Source organism: Streptomyces pristinaespiralis (assembly GCF_001278075.1).
GTDB lineage: Bacteria > Actinomycetota > Actinomycetes > Streptomycetales > Streptomycetaceae > Streptomyces > Streptomyces pristinaespiralis.
In genome coordinates this window covers 2,480,238-2,495,371 of the sequence record NZ_CP011340.1, presented here as the reverse complement: position 1 = coordinate 2,495,371, position 15,134 = coordinate 2,480,238, and the positions used below count along the sequence as shown (strand labels likewise).

The following is a 15,134-nucleotide window of genomic DNA, read 5'->3' as shown; positions in this document are numbered from 1 at the left end:
CTCGCCCCGGTGCGTACCCGACTTCTTCCGCTCCTCATCGTGCTCATGGCCGGTGTGCTGCTGGCGCTCGGTTTTCCGCTCGCGGTGAGCGTCGCGGCGGCGCAGCAGCAGGGGGTCGTCGTCGACCGGATCGACGACACCGTGCGCTTCGCGGCGCTGGCCCAGTTCGTCACCGACCAGGGCTCCGCTCCGGACGAGCGCCGCTCCACGCTGCAGGAGCAGCTCGACCGGTACTACGACACGTACGGGATCAAGGCGGGTGTCTTCTACCGCAGCGGCGACTCCATGGCCCGCGCCCCCCGCGACTGGTACGTGCCGGGCGAGGGCGAGGGCCGCGAGGCGTTCCAGGAGGCGCTCACCGGCCGGCGCAGCGACGACCCGCCGCAGGTGTGGCCCTGGCAGCGCGGCGAACGGCTCGTCGTCGCCTCACCCGTCGTACGGGACGGGGACGTGGTCGCCGTCGTGTTCACCGACTCGCCCACCGACCAGCTGCGCTCGCGGGTCCTGCGCGGCTGGCTGCTGATCGTCGCCGGTGAGGCCGCCGCGATGCTCGTCGCCGTCGGAGCGGCCTTCCGGCTGACCGGCTGGGTGCTACGGCCCGTGAGGGTCCTGGACGCCGCCACCCACGACATCGCGACCGGCCGGATGAACTCGCGGGTCGCCGCCGCCGGGGGGCCGCCGGAGCTCAGGCGGCTGGCCCGCTCGTTCAACGAGATGGCCGACAACGTCGAGGAAGTCCTCGAACAGCAGCGGGCCTTCGTCGCGGACGCCTCCCACCAGCTGCGCAACCCGCTCGCCGCCCTCCTGCTGCGCATCGAACTGCTCGCCCTCGAACTGCCCGAGGGGAACCCCGAGATCGCCTCCGTCCGTACCGAGGGCAAACGCCTGGCCCAGGTCCTCGACGACCTGCTGGACCTGGCACTCGCCGAGCACGCCTCCGCGGAGCTCCAGCTCACCGACATCGGCGAGCTGACCGCCGAGCGGGTGGCGGCATGGCGGCCGCTCGCCGACGAGAAGCGAGTGGCGCTGTCCTACGAGACCGCGGCGGTCACCGCCTGGGCGGACCCGGTGGCGCTCTCCAGCGCGCTGGACGCGGTGATCGACAACGCCCTGAAGTTCACCCCGCAGGGTGAGGAGGTCACGGTCGAGGTCGCGGCGCAGGGCAACACGTCGACCATCGTGATCAGCGACCGCGGCCCGGGCCTGACCGACGAGGAGCTCTCCCGGATCGGTGACCGCTTCTGGCGCAGCGGGCGTCACCAGAACGTGAAGGGCTCCGGCCTCGGCCTGTCCATCTCGAGGGCGCTGCTGACGGCGGGCGGCGGGTCCATCGGGTACGCGCACCACGAGCCCCACGGCCTGAAGGTGACGCTCACACTGCCGAGGACCCACGCGAAGGACGCCTGAGACCACCGCCGGGAGTGAGCAAGGTCCCCGGCGCCGTCGCTACGGCTTGACCGAGCGGTAGTAGTGCCGCGCGCCTTCGTGCAGCGGCAGCGGGTCCGTGTAGACGGCCGTCCGCAGGTCGACCAGCTGGGCGGGGTGCACGGTGTTGCCGATCCGGTCCCGGCTCCTGATCACCGTGCGGGTGAAGCCCTCGGTCTGCGCCGCGCTCATCCGGTCCGTGGTGACCAGGAGGTTGGCCACCGCGATGGTCTCGACGGGCAGTCCGCCCTGGGCCTGCGGGTAGGCGTCCGCCGGCATCACGGCGGAGCGGTAGTAACTGGTCGGATCGCCCGACGCGTGGAGTTTCGAGACCAGTTCCGGTTCCACCGCGACCAGCCGGACCGGGAAGCGCTCCGACAGTTTCTGCACCGTGTTGGTGGGCAGTCCGCCGGACCAGAAGAACGCGTCGATGCGGCCCTTCTCCAGCTGGCCGGGAGCCACGTTGATGCCCGACGGCAGCGCGGTGATGTCCTTGCCGGGATCGATCCCGGCGGCCCGCATCAGCCGGTCGGCGACCAGCCGGATGCCCGAGCCGTCCTGCCCGACGCCGACCACCTTGCCGCGCAGATCGGCCACCGACCTGACCGGCGAGTCCCGGGGCACCACGAGCTGGACGTAGTCGTCGTACAGCCGTGCGCATCCCCGCAGCCGGGAGGCGCCCGCCAGCCCTTCCCGCTTGTACTTCGCGACGGCGTCGGCGGTCGCGATGGTGAAGTCGGCCTCCCCGGACGCGACCCGCTCGAGGTTCTGCTGGGACCCTTCGCTGGTGCGCAGGTCTATCGCCACGTCCGGCATGTCGCGGGCCAGCGCGTCCTTCAGGAGCTCCCCGTACCGCTGGTAGACACCGCTGTGCGACCCCGTGCTCAGCGTCAGCTGCCCGCTCGGTGCCGACCGGCCGAACGGCAGCAGCCACCACAGCAGCAGCCCGAGGACCACCAGGGCAGCGGCGGCGCCCTGGAGGGCGCGGCGGCGGCCGAGGCGGGAGAGGACGGGAGGTGCCGGGAGCATGCCGCGATCCTGCCAGCTCACTCCTTGTGATGGCCAGGCCCGGCCTTGCCGGAGGGGGCCGCGCTGTCGGTGCGACCCCGTACCCTGGTGGGCGCGATGAGTGCGAAAACTTACGAGGTGCGCACCTACGGGTGCCAGATGAACGTCCACGACTCCGAGCGGCTGTCGGGCCTGCTGGAGGACGCGGGATACGTACGCGCGCCCGAGGGCGCCGACGGGGACGCCGATGTCGTCGTCTTCAACACCTGCGCGGTGCGGGAGAACGCGGACAACAAGCTCTACGGCAATCTCGGCCGGCTCGCCCCGATGAAGTCGAGGCGCCCCGGGATGCAGATCGCCGTGGGCGGCTGCCTGGCGCAGAAGGACCGCGACACCATCGTCACCAAGGCGCCGTGGGTCGATGTCGTCTTCGGTACACACAACATCGGAAAGCTTCCGGTGCTCCTCGAGCGCGCCCGCGTCCAGGAAGAGGCGCAGGTCGAGATCGCCGAATCGCTCGAGGCGTTCCCCTCCACGCTGCCGACGCGCCGTGAGTCTGCGTACGCGGCGTGGGTCTCGATCTCGGTGGGCTGCAACAACACCTGCACCTTCTGCATCGTGCCCGCGCTTCGCGGCAAGGAGAAGGACCGCCGGCCGGGCGACATCCTCGCCGAGATCGAGGCACTCGTCGCGGAGGGCGTCAGCGAGATCACCCTGCTCGGCCAGAACGTGAACGCGTACGGGTCCGACATCGGCGACCGCGAGGCCTTCAGCAAGCTGCTGCGTGCCTGCGGCAACATCGAAGGCCTCGAGCGCGTCCGCTTCACCTCGCCCCACCCGCGCGACTTCACGGACGACGTGATCGCCGCCATGGCCGAGACGCCGAACGTGATGCCGCAGCTGCACATGCCGCTGCAGTCGGGATCGGACACGATCCTCAAGGCGATGCGCCGCTCGTACCGGCAGGAGCGCTTCCTCGGGATCATCGAGAAGGTGCGGGCGGCCATTCCGCACGCCGCCATCTCGACCGACATCATCGTGGGCTTCCCCGGCGAGACCGAGGAGGACTTCGAGCAGACCATGCACACCGTGCGCGAGGCCCGCTTCGCGAACGCCTTCACCTTCCAGTACTCCAAGCGCCCCGGGACCCCGGCGGCGACCATGGACGGGCAGATCCCCAAGGAGGTCGTCCAGGAGCGCTACATGCGCCTGGTCGCCCTCCAGGAGGAGATCTCCTGGGAGGAGAACAAGAAGCAGGTCGGCCGCACGCTCGAGGTCATGGTCGCCGAAGGCGAGGGCCGCAAGGACGGGGCCACCCACCGGCTCTCCGGCCGGGCGCCCGACAACCGCCTCGTCCACTTCACCAAGCCGGACGCCGAGGTGCGCCCCGGCGACGTGGTGACCGTCGAGATCACTTACGCCGCCCCGCACCACCTGCTCGCGGAGGGGGCGGTGACCTCCGTGCGCCGCACCCGCGCGGGTGACGCGTGGGAGAAGCGCAACGGGGAGGCCGCGAAGCCGGCCGGTGTGATGCTGGGCCTGCCCTCGCTGGGCGTCCCCGCACCGCTGCCGCCGGCGACGGGCGGTTGCGCGGCGGTCTGACGCCGCCGCGCGGGCTCCGGGTGGCGGGCCCGGGGACGTTGCTGAGTTGCGCGCACCACGTCCGGGCCCGACCGCCCCAAGCGGAAGACCGGCCCGCCCGGCGAACGCCCGAGGCGGCGACCGGTCACCCGGACAGGTCGCCTTGCGTCCAGGTCGCCCGGGGTGGAAGACCGCCGCGCCGGGTGACGGCCGGGAAGAGTCCGGTCGGGCCGTGGGCGTCGCGTTGCCACCCCGCCCGGATCGGCGCCCGGGCCCTGGCAGGTGCCGCCGGGCGCAGTGCGCCGACTAGGCTGCGGATCATGCTCGTAGCCGCCGCCGTGTGTCCGTGTCCGCCGCTCCTCGTGCCCGAGGTCGCCTCCGGGGCCGCGCCCGAGCTGGACGCGACGCGTGCCGCGTGCGCCGAGGCCGTGGCCGTTCTCGCCGCTGCGGATCCGGAGCTGCTGATCGTGGTCGGACCCGCGGAGCACGATCGGCGGGGACCGCACGCCGCGGGCGCCACCGGCTCCTTCCGGGGGTTCGGCGTCGACCTCGACGTCCGCCTCGGTGACGGGCCCCGACAGGAGCGGACACTGCCGCCCTCACTGGCCGTCGGCGCCTGGCTGCTCGCCGGCGGCACCTGGACGGCCGCTCCCGTCGAAGGCCTCGGGGTCGGCGAACCCCTCGACGCGCACCGTTGCATGACGGCTGGAAAAGAACTCGCCGCGCGCGCCGGACGGGTCGCCCTTCTGGTGATGGGCGACGGCAGCGCCTGCCGCACGCTCAAGGCGCCCGGCTACCTCGACGAGCGGGCCGCGGACTTCGACCGGCGGGCCGCCGACGCGCTCGGCGCGGCGGACATCGAAGGGCTCAGAGGGCTCGACGAGTCGCTGGCGCGCGAGCTCAAGGTGTCGGGCCGCGCGCCGTGGCAGGTCCTCGCCGGAGCCGCGCAGGGCGCCGGGCTCACGGGGCGGCTGCTGCACGAGAGTGACCCGTACGGTGTCGGCTACTTCGTCGCGGCCTGGTCCAAGGCCTAGAGCCTCCCGTCCGGATCCGCGCTGATCCGGCCCGGTCCGCAGAGACCCTGCCGGTACCGGGTCACCCCGGAAGGATCTCCGGGCACGGGAGGGCGGCGGTGGGGCCTCGCTCCACCGCCGCCCTTCGCCGAACCGGTCCGGTGACCTTCAGGCCGCCGGCGGTGTCGTCCCGCCGTCGTTCTTGTGCGCGATGCGGCCGAGGGCCTGCTTCGCCTTCCCGGTACCCGTCTCGATCTTGTTGCTGTACTTGCCCTTGGTCTTGTCGTCGACCTTCTTGGCGGCTTTCTCCAGCGTCTGCCCGATCCTGCCCTCGTGCTGCTGGGCAAGGCCGGAGACCTTGTCCTTAGCGGGGCCGAGCTTGGTCTTCAGGTTGTCCAGGAAGCCCATGGGGCACCTTCCCTCGTCGCGGCTGCTACTTGCGGGCGCCTTCGCCGGCCTCGCTGTCCGCGGCCTCCTCGGCCGATTGCTGCCGCGGGATCTCCACTGCCTCGGCCGCGGTGCCTCCGTCGACGGGAGGTACCACGGTTTCGGCGGCGGCATCGGTGGATCCGGTGGCTTCGACGGCCGGGGCCACCTCTTCCGCCGGCTCCGCCGCAGCCGGGGTCCCGGCCGTGCCGTCGATCACCTCGGACTTCTCGGTCTCCCCGGCCTCTTCGGCGGGAGCTCCGACAGCCGCCTCCGGTACCGACGCCTCCACGGTTGCTGCAGGCTTACGACGAAACCATGAGAAAACACCCATATCTACTCCATACCCTACTCGTGCGGGCGAAGTTCCGCGCCGCCCGGAGCGCCGTCTTGCGTCACGCGCGGGCGCCGGTCCGGAAACCGGCGTTCGGAACCTCGCAACAGGAAACGACCCCGGGTCGCCGCCGTCACCTCGCTCGTTCGGGGACATGCACCGGGGTTTGCGAGACTGGGGCGGTGAGAAGTGCAGCTCCCGCTCCGCGGGTCATCGCCGTAGTCGGTCCCACCGCAGCCGGAAAGTCCGATCTGGGGGTGTTCCTCGCCCGGCAACTCGACGGTGAGGTCGTCAACGCGGACTCCATGCAGCTGTATCGGGGGATGGACATCGGCACCGCCAAGCTGACGACCGACGAGCGTGGCGGAGTGCCGCACCGGCTCCTCGACATCTGGGACGTCACACAGGCCGCGAGCGTCGCCGAGTACCAGAGGCTGGCGCGGGCCGAGATCGACCGGCTGCTCGCCGAGGGCCGCACCCCGGTACTCGTCGGAGGCTCTGGTCTCTATGTGCGCGGTGCGATCGACGCGCTCGAGTTCCCCGGCACGGACCCGACGGTGCGGGCGCGCCTGGAGGAGGAGCTGACGGTGCGCGGCCCCGGCGCCCTGCACGCCAGACTGGCCGCCGCCGACCCGGAGGCGGGCCGGGCCATCCTCCCGAGCAACGGACGCCGGATCGTCCGGGCCCTCGAGGTCATCGAGATCACCGGCAAGCCCTTCACGGCCAACCTGCCCGGGCACGACGCCGTCTACGACACCGTGCAGATCGGCGTCGACGTCGCACGGCCCGAGCTCGACGAGCGCATCGCCGTGCGTGTGGACCGGATGTGGGAGGCGGGCCTCGTCGACGAGGTGCGCACGCTCGAGGCGCAGGGGCTCAGGGAGGGGCGTACGGCCTCGCGGGCGCTCGGCTATCAGCAGGTGCTGACGGCTCTCGCCGGAGAGTGCAGCGAACAGGAGGCGCGTGACGAGACCGTGCGCGCCACCAAGCGCTTCGCGCGCCGTCAGGACTCGTGGTTCCGGCGCGACCCGAGGGTGCACTGGCTGAGCGGTGCCGCCGCCGACAGGACGGAACTTCCGCACCGGGCGCTGGCGTTGATCGAACGAGCGGTCACAGCCTGATCACGTGATGGCATCGGGACGCTCCGGCCGTCATTCAGGCCCCTGGGAGCGTGCCATCATCGAGCATCGATCGACAGTTGAGTCCGAGTTGGGAGGGCGCGTGGCGATGGAGGCCGGCCCTCGCGACACGGAACAGCAACGACGGGATGCGACGAACGGCGCGTCCGGTCTCAGCCCTGACGGGCCCGACGAGCAGGACGTGCTCGCCGACGAGGTCGAGGTCGAGCTGCGTCCGCAGCGGCGGCTCAGGATCTGGCAGCTCGCCCCCATCGTCGTCCTCGCCGCCCTCGGCTCGCTCATGTTCGCCTTCCCGCTCGCCTTCGGTACGGGCGACGGGGGAGCGGTCGTGGCCATGCTCGGGCTGCTGCTCAGCTGCTGCGCCGCCGGCTGGGGTGTGATGGCGGCGCGCCGTGTCGGCCACACCTGGCCGGGCCTGCCGTCACGCGGTTCGGGCGAGCGCCCCGACTGGCGTGTGATCGCCCTGTACGTGGGCGTCGCAGCGGTACTCGTCGCGCTCGCCGTGTGGCGTGTGGCGCGGCTGAGGTGACCGGCTCCGGCCGTTGTCGGACCGTCCTCGTACGATGGAGCACGTGAGCACCTCGCAGACGTCGCCCCTCCCCTTCCTCAAGGGCCACGGGACCGAGAACGACTTCGTGATCGTCCCCGACCCCGACAACGCCCTGGAACTTCCCGCGTCCACCGTCGCCCGGCTGTGCGACCGCAGGGCCGGCATCGGCGGTGACGGGCTGCTGCGCGTGGTGCGCTCCGCCGCTCACCCGGAGGCCGAGCACATGGCCGGCGAGGCCGAGTGGTTCATGGACTACCGCAACGCGGACGGTTCGGTCGCCGAGATGTGCGGCAACGGCGTCCGGGTCTTCGCCCGGTACCTCCAGCACGCGGGCCACATCGACGCGGGGGACGTGTCCGTCGCGACCCGCGGCGGGATCAAGAAGGCCCACCTCGCCAAGGCGGTGCCCGGCAGTGGCGTCGCCGGAGACATCACGGTCTCCATGGGCCGGGCCGTGCTGCCCGAGGACGGCGTCACCGTGTCCGTCGGGGGCCGCAGCTGGCCGGCCAGGAACGTGAACATGGGCAACCCGCACGCGGTCGCCTTCGTCGAGGAACTGGACCACGCGGGCGACCTGCTGACCGTGCCGCCGTTCACCCCGGCGTCGGTCTACCCCGACGGGGTCAATGTGGAGTTCGTCGTCGACCGAGGTGAGCACCACGTGGCGATGCGGGTCCACGAGCGCGGCTCCGGCGAGACCCGCTCGTGCGGCACCGGCGCCTGCGCCGTCGCCGTGGCCGCCGCGCGCCGTGACGGTCTGGATCCGGCGGTCACCGGCGCTCCCGTCACGTACACGGTCGATCTGCCCGGTGGCCGGCTCCGCATCACCGAGCGGCCCGACGGGGAGATCGAGATGACCGGCCCCGCCGTCATCGTCGCCGAGGGCATGATCGACCCCGTTCTCCTCGAAACCGTGACCGCCTAGGGCTTCGCTCGAATGGGTGATCCGTTTCACGCTGGGCGAGAGCTGGACTGCGCCACGTGGTGGGCTCGGTAGCATCAAGCACCGGCCCGGAGGCATGCCAGTTCTCCGTACCGCCGGTCGAAGCTGCCGGAGGTGCCCATGAGCGCAGAGGCCACCAACCCAGGTGCCCACAGCCGCAGGCGCGGCCGCCCCAGGATCGACCTGCGCAGGCTGGGCCGCGCCGCTCTGCTGGGCCCCACGGGCCGCGACCGGCTCCCCGACGCGATCGGCCATGTCGTGGACGCGCACCGGGCTCACTACCCGGACGCCGACCTCGCCACACTGCACAAGGCGTACGTACTGGCGGAGTCCTCCCACCGCGGGCAGTTCCGCAAGAGCGGTGAGCCCTACATCACCCACCCGCTCGCCGTGACCCTGATCCTGGCCGAACTGGGCGCGGAGACAACGACGCTGACCGCCTCTCTGCTCCACGACACCGTCGAGGACACCGAGGTGACGCTCGATCAGGTGAGATCGGAGTTCGGCGCCGAGGTCGGCTATCTCGTCGACGGTGTCACCAAACTGGAGAAGGTCGACTACGGCGCCGCCGCCGAGCCGGAGACCTTCCGCAAGATGCTGGTCGCGACGGGCAACGACGTCCGGGTGATGTCGATCAAACTCGCCGACCGGCTGCACAACATGCGCACCCTCGGGGTGATGCGGCCGGAGAAACAGGCACGCATCGCCAAGGTCACCCGCGACGTGCTGATCCCTCTCGCCGAACGACTCGGTGTCCAGGCCCTCAAGACGGAACTGGAAGACCTGGTCTTCGCGATCCTGCACCCCGAGGAGTACGAGCGGACCAGGGCTCTCATCGCCGAGAACTCCACCGCGTGCACCGCGCTCGCCGCCATCGCGGACGACTTCCGTGCGGCCTTGCGCGAGGCCGGCATCAGCGCCGAAGTGCTCATCAGACCGCGGCACTTCGTGTCCGTCCACCGGGTCTGCCTGAAGCGCTCGCAGCTGCGCAGCACCGACTTCGGCCGGCTGCTGATCCTCGTCGGGGAGGACGCCGACTGCTACGCGGTGCTCGGTGAACTGCACACCTGCTTCACGCCGGTGATCTCCGAGTTCAAGGACTTCATCGCCGCCCCCAAGTTCAACCTCTACCAGTCCCTCCACACCGCCGTCGCCGGTCCCGACGGGGCCGTCGCCGAAGTCCTCATCCGCACGCACCAGATGCACAAGGTCGCGGAGGCGGGTGTGGTCGCACTCGGCAATCCGTACGTACCCGTGGAAGGCGCCGAGCCGGCGGACGGTGAGCGCGCGGACCCGACCAGGCCCGGCTGGCTCTCCCGGCTGCTGGAGTGGCAGGAGTCCACGCCCGACCCGGACACCTTCTGGACATCGCTGCGTGCGGATCTGGCGCAGGACAGGGAGATCACCGTCTTCGGCGCCGACGGCCGGGCGCTCGGACTGCCGGCCGGCGCGAGCTGCGTGGACGCCGCCTACGCCCAGTACGGCGAGAAGGCCCACACCTGCATCGGGGCGCGGGTCAACGGCCGGCTGGCGACGCTCAGCACGGTCCTCGGCGACGGCGACACCGTGCACGTCCTGCTGGCGCAGGACGCCGCCTCCGGCCCCTCGCCCCAGTGGCTCGACCACGCCCGCACCCCCGCCGCCCGCATCGCCATCACCAGCTGGCTCGACGCGCATCCGCAGCGGGCCGCGGCGCCCTCCGCCGCTCCTCGCCGACCCGCCCCGCTTCCCGCCGGCCGGCCGGTCTCCGCGAACGCCGTGGTGGACCTCCCGGAGGCCACGGTCAGGCTGGCCGGCTGCTGCACACCGGTGCCGCCGGACGCGGTCACCGGCTTCCCCGTGCGCGGCGGGGCCGTGACCGTCCACCGGCAGGAGTGTCCCGCCGTGGCCCGCATGACCGACGTGGGGCGCGAGCCGGTGCCGGTGCGCTGGGGCGACGCCGCCGAGTGCCGGGTCACGCTGGTCGCCGAATCGTTCGGCCGCCCCCGCCTCCTCGCGGACCTCACCGAAGTCATCGCGGGAGAGGGGGCCGCCATCGTCTCCGCCACGGTGGAGCCGCCGACGCAGCAGCGGGTACGGCACACGTACACGCTCCAACTGCCCGACGCGGCCGGGCTGCCGGCGCTCATGCGGGCGATGCGGGACGTTCCCGGGGTGTACGACGTCAGCCGGACCCAGCATCCGGCGGCCACGGCCTGACCCCGTTCGGGTGGGTGGATCACCGTGTGGCGCGTGCCGCCACGGTGCGTGCGGAGGGCGCTGGTAGCGGTAGGGCATGCTGCACACCTCCCGGCGCCGTCTGCGTGCCGCCCTGCTGGCCGCTGCCTCGGCCACCCTTGTCGCCGCCACCCTGCCGTCGCCGGAACCGCTCGGCATCGGGGACCGGCTCTTCCCCGAGCTGGGCAATCCCGGCTACGACGTCCTCCAGTACGACATCTCCCTCACCTACAAGGGCCGTAACGACAAGCCCCTCGATGCCGTCACGAAGATCGACGCCTGGTCGACCCGCAGGCTCGACCGCGTCAATCTCGACTTCACCCATGGCGAGGTCCGCTCGGTCATGGTGAACGACACCCCGGCCGACTTCGCCGGTGCCGGTGAGGACCTCGTCATCGATCCGCCCGGGACCATCCCCGAGGGATCGCGGATGGAGATCACGGTCACCCACACGAGTGATCCACGCGGCCCCAAGAGCGCCGGCGGCTGGGTGCGCACCGGTGACGGCCTGGTGATGGCCAACCAGGCGGACGCCGCGCACCGGGTCTTCCCCTCCAACGACCACCCCTCCGACAAGGCGTACTTCACCTTCCGGGTCACCGCGCCGCGGGACATCACGGTGGTGGCCAACGGGCGCCGCGTCGCCCGGGCATGGACCGACAAGCAGACCTCCTGGGTCTACCGGACCAGTCACCCCATGGCCACCGAGCTCGCCCAGGTCTCGCTCGGCCGCTCGGCGGTCGTCGAGCGGGAGGGCCCGCACGGACTTCCCCTGCGCGACGTCGTGCCCGCCGCGGACCGCGACAAGCTGGAGAGCTGGCTGAAGAAGACGCCGGACCAGATGAAGTGGATGGAGGCGAAGGTCGGCCGCTACCCCTTCGAGACGTACGGCGTGCTGGTCGCCGACGCCGAGACGGGCTTCGAGCTGGAGACGCAGACCCTGTCGCTCTTCGAGCGCTCCGTGTTCACCTCCGGGGCCTTCCCCGAGTGGTACGTCGACTCGATCATGGTCCACGAGCTGGCCCATCAGTGGTTCGGCAACAGCGTCTCGCCGCGCACATGGTCCGACCTGTGGCTGAACGAGGGCCACGCCAGCTGGTACGAGGCGCTGTACGCCGAGGAGAAGGCCAAGAAGCCGCTCGAGACCCGGATGCGTGAGGCGTACGCGCACTCCGACGCCTGGCGCGCCGCCGGCGGACCGCCCGCGGCGCCGGCCGCTCCCGCCCCCGGCCAGAAGCTGAGCCTCTTCCGGCCGGTCGTCTACGACGGCAGTGCGCTGGTCCTCTACGCGCTGCGGAAGGAGATCGGCAAGGCCGTGTTCGAGCGCCTGGAGCGCCGATGGGTCACGGAGCACCGGAATGCCACCGCGACCACGGAGGACTTCACGCGGCTCGCGTCGGCCGTCGCGGGACGTGACCTGTCGGCGTTCTTCCAGGCGTGGCTGTACGGCAAGAAGACCCCGCCGATGCCGGGCCACCCGGACTGGCGCAGCGATGCCGCGGGGGACAGCCGCGCGAAGGCGGCCGGGGGAGTACGCGGGCCCATGAAATCGGGGTGACGTCGCCGGTACGCCCGTGCGACCATCGGCACGTCGGCGGGGCGGCCGGGACCGGGATCCTACGGGGGAATCTTCCGGCACTGTCACGCGTTGTCACAGGTAACCGGGCACTCCGGCGGTCTACCGCCGGGAGGGCTCCCACATCGACGTAAGGATCCAATGACCTCCTCTTCATCCACTTCCCAGGAACAGCAGAGCTTGGCTGAGACGCGCACCGAGAGCCTTCGGGCCGATGCCCTGATGGAAGAGGACGTCGCCTGGAGCTACGAGATCGACACCGAGCGTGACGGCGATCAGCTCGACCGCTCCGAGCGTGCGGCGCTACGGCGTGTGGCGGGCCTTTCCACCGAACTCGAAGACGTCACAGAGGTCGAGTACCGGCAGCTGCGCCTCGAGCGGGTCGTGCTGGTCGGTGTCTGGACCACCGGGACGATGCAGGACGCGGAGAACTCCCTCGCGGAGCTGGCGGCGCTCGCCGAGACGGCCGGCGCGCTGGTCCTCGACGGCGTCATCCAGCGTCGTGACAAGCCGGACCCGGCCACGTACATCGGCTCGGGCAAGGCACAGGAGCTGCGGGACATCGTTCTCGAGTCCGGTGCCGACACCGTCGTCTGCGACGGTGAGCTCAGCCCCGGCCAGCTGATCCAGCTCGAGGACGTCGTCAAGGTCAAGGTGGTCGACCGCACCGCCCTGATCCTCGACATCTTCGCCCAGCACGCCAAGTCCCGAGAGGGTAAGGCGCAGGTGGCACTGGCGCAGATGCAGTACATGCTGCCCAGGCTCCGAGGCTGGGGTCAGTCGCTCTCCCGGCAGATGGGTGGCGGCGGCGGTGGCGGCATGGCCACACGTGGTCCCGGTGAGACCAAGATCGAGACGGACCGGCGACGGATCCGCGAGAAGATGGCGAAGATGCGCCGTGAGATCGCGGAGATGAAGACCGGCCGTGAGATCAAGCGTCAGGAGCGCCGCCGTAACCGCGTGCCTTCCGTCGCCATCGCCGGTTACACCAACGCCGGCAAGTCGTCCCTCCTCAACCGCCTCACCGGCGCCGGTGTCCTGGTGGAGAACGCGCTGTTCGCCACCCTGGACCCGACCGTCCGACGGGCCGAGACCCCGAGCGGCAGGGGTTACACCCTGGCCGACACGGTCGGCTTCGTACGGCACCTTCCGCACCACCTCGTCGAGGCGTTCCGCTCCACGATGGAAGAGGTCGGGGACTCCGACCTGATCCTTCACGTGGTCGACGGATCGCACCCGGCACCGGAGGAGCAGCTGGCGGCCGTGCGCGAGGTGATCCGCGACGTGGGTGCGGTCGACGTGCCCGAGATCGTGGTGATCAACAAGGCGGACGCGGCCGATCCGCTCGTGCTGCAGCGGCTGCTGCGCATCGAGCGGCACGCGATCGCGGTGTCGGCGCGGACCGGCGCCGGCATGGCCGAGCTCGTGCAGTTGATCGACGACGAGCTGCCGCGGCCGCAGATCGAGATCGAGGCGCTCGTGCCCTACACCGAGGGCGGGCTCGTCTCGCGGGTGCACGCCGACGGTGAGGTGCTCTCCGAGGAACACACCACGGAAGGCACTCTGCTGAAGGCGCGGGTGCACGAGGAGCTGGCCGCGGCGCTGTCTCCGTTCGTGCCTGCCGCGCACTGATCCGGTCCCGGACGTACATGAAGGCCCGCCCCCGACGGGGGCGGGCCTTCATGCTCTGCGGGCGTCTTCCCGCTGCGGGGGATCGGCCCTGCCGGCGCTACTGGCCGGCGAACTTCTCGCTCATCATGGTGAAGAGCTGCTGTGCGTCCTGGTCCAGCCGCGGCCCCGCCAGCCAGCCCGAAGTCACCGGACCGATCGAGGTGTTGGAGACGAGCGCGAGCTTTCCGTCGGGCTGCTCAGCGAACCAGCCGCCGCCGGAGGAACCGCCCGTCATGGTGCAGCCGATCCGCCACATCGTCGGCGTGCCGGGGGCGATGGACAGCCGTCCGGGCCGGTCCACGCACTTGTGCATGAGAGCCCCGTCGTAGGGCGGGGCGGCCGGGTAGCCCCAGGCACCCATGGCGCTGATGTCCTTGGCCTCGGGGGCGTCGAAGTCGATGTCCAGGGCGACGCCGACCGTCTCCTCGAGGGACTTGGTGCCCTTCTCCGGCTTCACGTGCATCACGGCGTAGTCGTACGGAGCGCCGGTGCCGCCCGTGGGGCCGCCCTCGTCGATCCACCCGGCGGAGGTCGCGACCCAGTCGGCCCAGTACACGCCGTACGGTGCGACCTCCTGCGGCTGCGCGTTCTCCAGCGCGGCGGGGGACTTGCCCTGGTCGTTGTACGCGGGGACGAAGGCGATGTTGCGGTACCAGCCGCCCGCCTGTCCGGCGTGCACGCAGTGGCCCGCGGTCCACACCATGTTGGACCTGCCCGGGTTCTTCGGGTCCTTGACGACGGTCGCGGAACAGACCATCGAGCCCTCGGGGGCGTCGAAGAACACCTTGCCGACCGGGGCGGCGTTCTTGTGGTACGGCTTCTTCTCGGGCTCGGCCTGTACGGGGCGCGGCTCCGGGTCGGTCACGTCCTGGTCACCGGAGATGTCGCCGGCCGCCATGGTCTTGGCGGGTGCCTTGGCCGTCGTCATCCGCTCGGGCTTCCACAGGCCCTCGATCACCGGGTTGACGAAGTCCTTGGCCTCACGCAGCCACTTGTCCTTGTCCCAGTTCTTCCACTCGCCGTTCTTCCACTTGTCCAGGTCGACACCCTGCTCCTTGAGCTTGTCGGCCAGGTCCGCGGGGAGCGCGGCACCGCCGTCGTCCGCGGCGGCGCCGGATGCGGCCGGCTTGTCGGCCGAGTTGGTCTCGCTCGGGCCGCAGGCCGTCGCCGTCAGCGCGAGGGCCGAGACGAGACCGGCCGCGGCCAGCAACGGACGTATGGATCGCATGGAAACGATTCCCCCTGAATGCT

The 15,134-nt window shown here is 71.3% G+C and carries 13 protein-coding genes; 9 read left to right on the top strand and 4 right to left on the bottom strand.

Going from position 1 to position 15,134, the window contains the following annotated elements; genetic code table 11:
• The first annotated feature begins 9 nt into the window (after window positions 1–9).
• Window positions 10–1,407 carry a sensor histidine kinase gene (locus tag SPRI_RS10350; RefSeq protein WP_005311112.1) on the top strand — a complete coding sequence of 466 codons (1,398 nt, stop codon included), beginning with the start codon at window positions 10–12 and terminating at the stop codon, window positions 1,405–1,407.
• A gap of 39 nt (window positions 1,408–1,446) precedes the next feature.
• On the opposite strand, the gene SPRI_RS10345 is transcribed toward SPRI_RS10350, so the two are convergent.
• Window positions 1,447–2,454: a TAXI family TRAP transporter solute-binding subunit gene (locus SPRI_RS10345; protein ID WP_005311110.1), complete on the bottom strand. Its 1,008-nt coding sequence runs from the start codon at window positions 2,452–2,454 to the stop codon at window positions 1,447–1,449.
• Window positions 2,455–2,550: 96 nt separating this feature from the next.
• Between SPRI_RS10345 and miaB the strand changes: the two genes are divergently transcribed.
• Both miaB and SPRI_RS10335 read left to right on the top strand, forming a co-directional pair.
• Window positions 2,551–4,035, top strand: a complete 1,485-nt coding sequence (miaB, locus tag SPRI_RS10340; RefSeq protein WP_037776231.1) for a tRNA (N6-isopentenyl adenosine(37)-C2)-methylthiotransferase MiaB — start codon at window positions 2,551–2,553, stop codon at window positions 4,033–4,035.
• Between the two features lie 299 nt (window positions 4,036–4,334).
• Window positions 4,335–5,048, top strand: a complete 714-nt coding sequence (locus tag SPRI_RS10335; RefSeq protein ID WP_005311106.1) for a class III extradiol dioxygenase subunit B-like domain-containing protein — start codon at window positions 4,335–4,337, stop codon at window positions 5,046–5,048.
• Window positions 5,049–5,195: 147 nt separating this feature from the next.
• On the opposite strand, the gene SPRI_RS10330 is transcribed toward SPRI_RS10335, so the two are convergent.
• Both SPRI_RS10330 and SPRI_RS10325 read right to left on the bottom strand, forming a co-directional pair.
• Window positions 5,196–5,435: an antitoxin gene (locus SPRI_RS10330; RefSeq protein ID WP_005311104.1), complete on the bottom strand. Its 240-nt coding sequence runs from the start codon at window positions 5,433–5,435 to the stop codon at window positions 5,196–5,198.
• 25 nt (window positions 5,436–5,460) lie between these two features.
• Window positions 5,461–5,745 carry a hypothetical protein gene (locus SPRI_RS10325; protein ID WP_050791464.1) on the bottom strand — a complete coding sequence of 95 codons (285 nt, stop codon included), beginning with the start codon at window positions 5,743–5,745 and terminating at the stop codon, window positions 5,461–5,463.
• 224 nt (window positions 5,746–5,969) lie between these two features.
• On the opposite strand from SPRI_RS10325, the gene miaA reads away from it, so the two are divergent.
• The 6 genes from miaA (at window position 5,970) to hflX (ending at window position 13,844) form a co-directional block, all read left to right on the top strand.
• A complete protein-coding gene (gene miaA, locus SPRI_RS10320) occupies window positions 5,970–6,908 on the top strand; it encodes a tRNA (adenosine(37)-N6)-dimethylallyltransferase MiaA (RefSeq protein ID WP_005311103.1) in 939 nt (312 codons plus the stop codon).
• Between the two features lie 106 nt (window positions 6,909–7,014).
• The gene (locus tag SPRI_RS10315; protein ID WP_037773601.1) at window positions 7,015–7,455 is read left to right on the top strand and encodes a membrane protein; all 441 of its coding nucleotides are present in this window, start codon (window positions 7,015–7,017) and stop codon (window positions 7,453–7,455) included.
• A 34-nt stretch (window positions 7,456–7,489) separates the two neighbouring features.
• Window positions 7,490–8,401 (top strand): diaminopimelate epimerase, encoded by a 912-nt coding sequence (gene dapF / locus SPRI_RS10310; RefSeq protein WP_005311101.1) that lies wholly within the window; start codon window positions 7,490–7,492, stop codon window positions 8,399–8,401.
• Between the two features lie 138 nt (window positions 8,402–8,539).
• The gene (locus SPRI_RS10305; protein WP_053556873.1) at window positions 8,540–10,618 is read left to right on the top strand and encodes a RelA/SpoT family protein; all 2,079 of its coding nucleotides are present in this window, start codon (window positions 8,540–8,542) and stop codon (window positions 10,616–10,618) included.
• Between the two features lie 76 nt (window positions 10,619–10,694).
• Window positions 10,695–12,194 (top strand): M1 family metallopeptidase, encoded by a 1,500-nt coding sequence (locus SPRI_RS10300; RefSeq protein WP_037773600.1) that lies wholly within the window; start codon window positions 10,695–10,697, stop codon window positions 12,192–12,194.
• Between the two features lie 159 nt (window positions 12,195–12,353).
• Window positions 12,354–13,844, top strand: coding sequence for a GTPase HflX (hflX, locus tag SPRI_RS10295; protein WP_005311086.1), 1,491 nt, complete (start codon window positions 12,354–12,356; stop codon window positions 13,842–13,844).
• A 97-nt stretch (window positions 13,845–13,941) separates the two neighbouring features.
• On the opposite strand, the gene SPRI_RS10290 is transcribed toward hflX, so the two are convergent.
• Complete coding sequence (locus SPRI_RS10290; RefSeq protein WP_037773598.1) at window positions 13,942–15,111, bottom strand: trypsin-like serine peptidase; 1,170 nt, start codon at window positions 15,109–15,111, stop codon at window positions 13,942–13,944.
• Window positions 15,112–15,134 lie beyond the last annotated feature (23 nt).

What these genes read in the sequence shown, in the direction of transcription:
- SPRI_RS10315 (WP_037773601.1), top strand. Translation starts at nt 7,015, where the DNA reads ATGGAGGCCGGCCCTCGCGACACGGAACAGCAACGACGGGATGCGACG.
- dapF (WP_005311101.1), top strand. Translation starts at nt 7,490, where the DNA reads ATGGAGCACGTGAGCACCTCGCAGACGTCGCCCCTCCCCTTCCTCAAG.
- miaB (WP_037776231.1), top strand. Translation starts at nt 2,551, where the DNA reads ATGAGTGCGAAAACTTACGAGGTGCGCACCTACGGGTGCCAGATGAAC.
- SPRI_RS10300 (WP_037773600.1), top strand. Translation starts at nt 10,695, where the DNA reads ATGCTGCACACCTCCCGGCGCCGTCTGCGTGCCGCCCTGCTGGCCGCT.
- SPRI_RS10345 (WP_005311110.1), bottom strand. Translation starts at nt 2,454, where the DNA reads ATGCTCCCGGCACCTCCCGTCCTCTCCCGCCTCGGCCGCCGCCGCGCC.
- SPRI_RS10305 (WP_053556873.1), top strand. Translation starts at nt 8,540, where the DNA reads ATGAGCGCAGAGGCCACCAACCCAGGTGCCCACAGCCGCAGGCGCGGC.
- SPRI_RS10330 (WP_005311104.1), bottom strand. Translation starts at nt 5,435, where the DNA reads ATGGGCTTCCTGGACAACCTGAAGACCAAGCTCGGCCCCGCTAAGGAC.
- SPRI_RS10290 (WP_037773598.1), bottom strand. Translation starts at nt 15,111, where the DNA reads ATGCGATCCATACGTCCGTTGCTGGCCGCGGCCGGTCTCGTCTCGGCC.
- SPRI_RS10335 (WP_005311106.1), top strand. Translation starts at nt 4,335, where the DNA reads ATGCTCGTAGCCGCCGCCGTGTGTCCGTGTCCGCCGCTCCTCGTGCCC.
- hflX (WP_005311086.1), top strand. Translation starts at nt 12,354, where the DNA reads ATGACCTCCTCTTCATCCACTTCCCAGGAACAGCAGAGCTTGGCTGAG.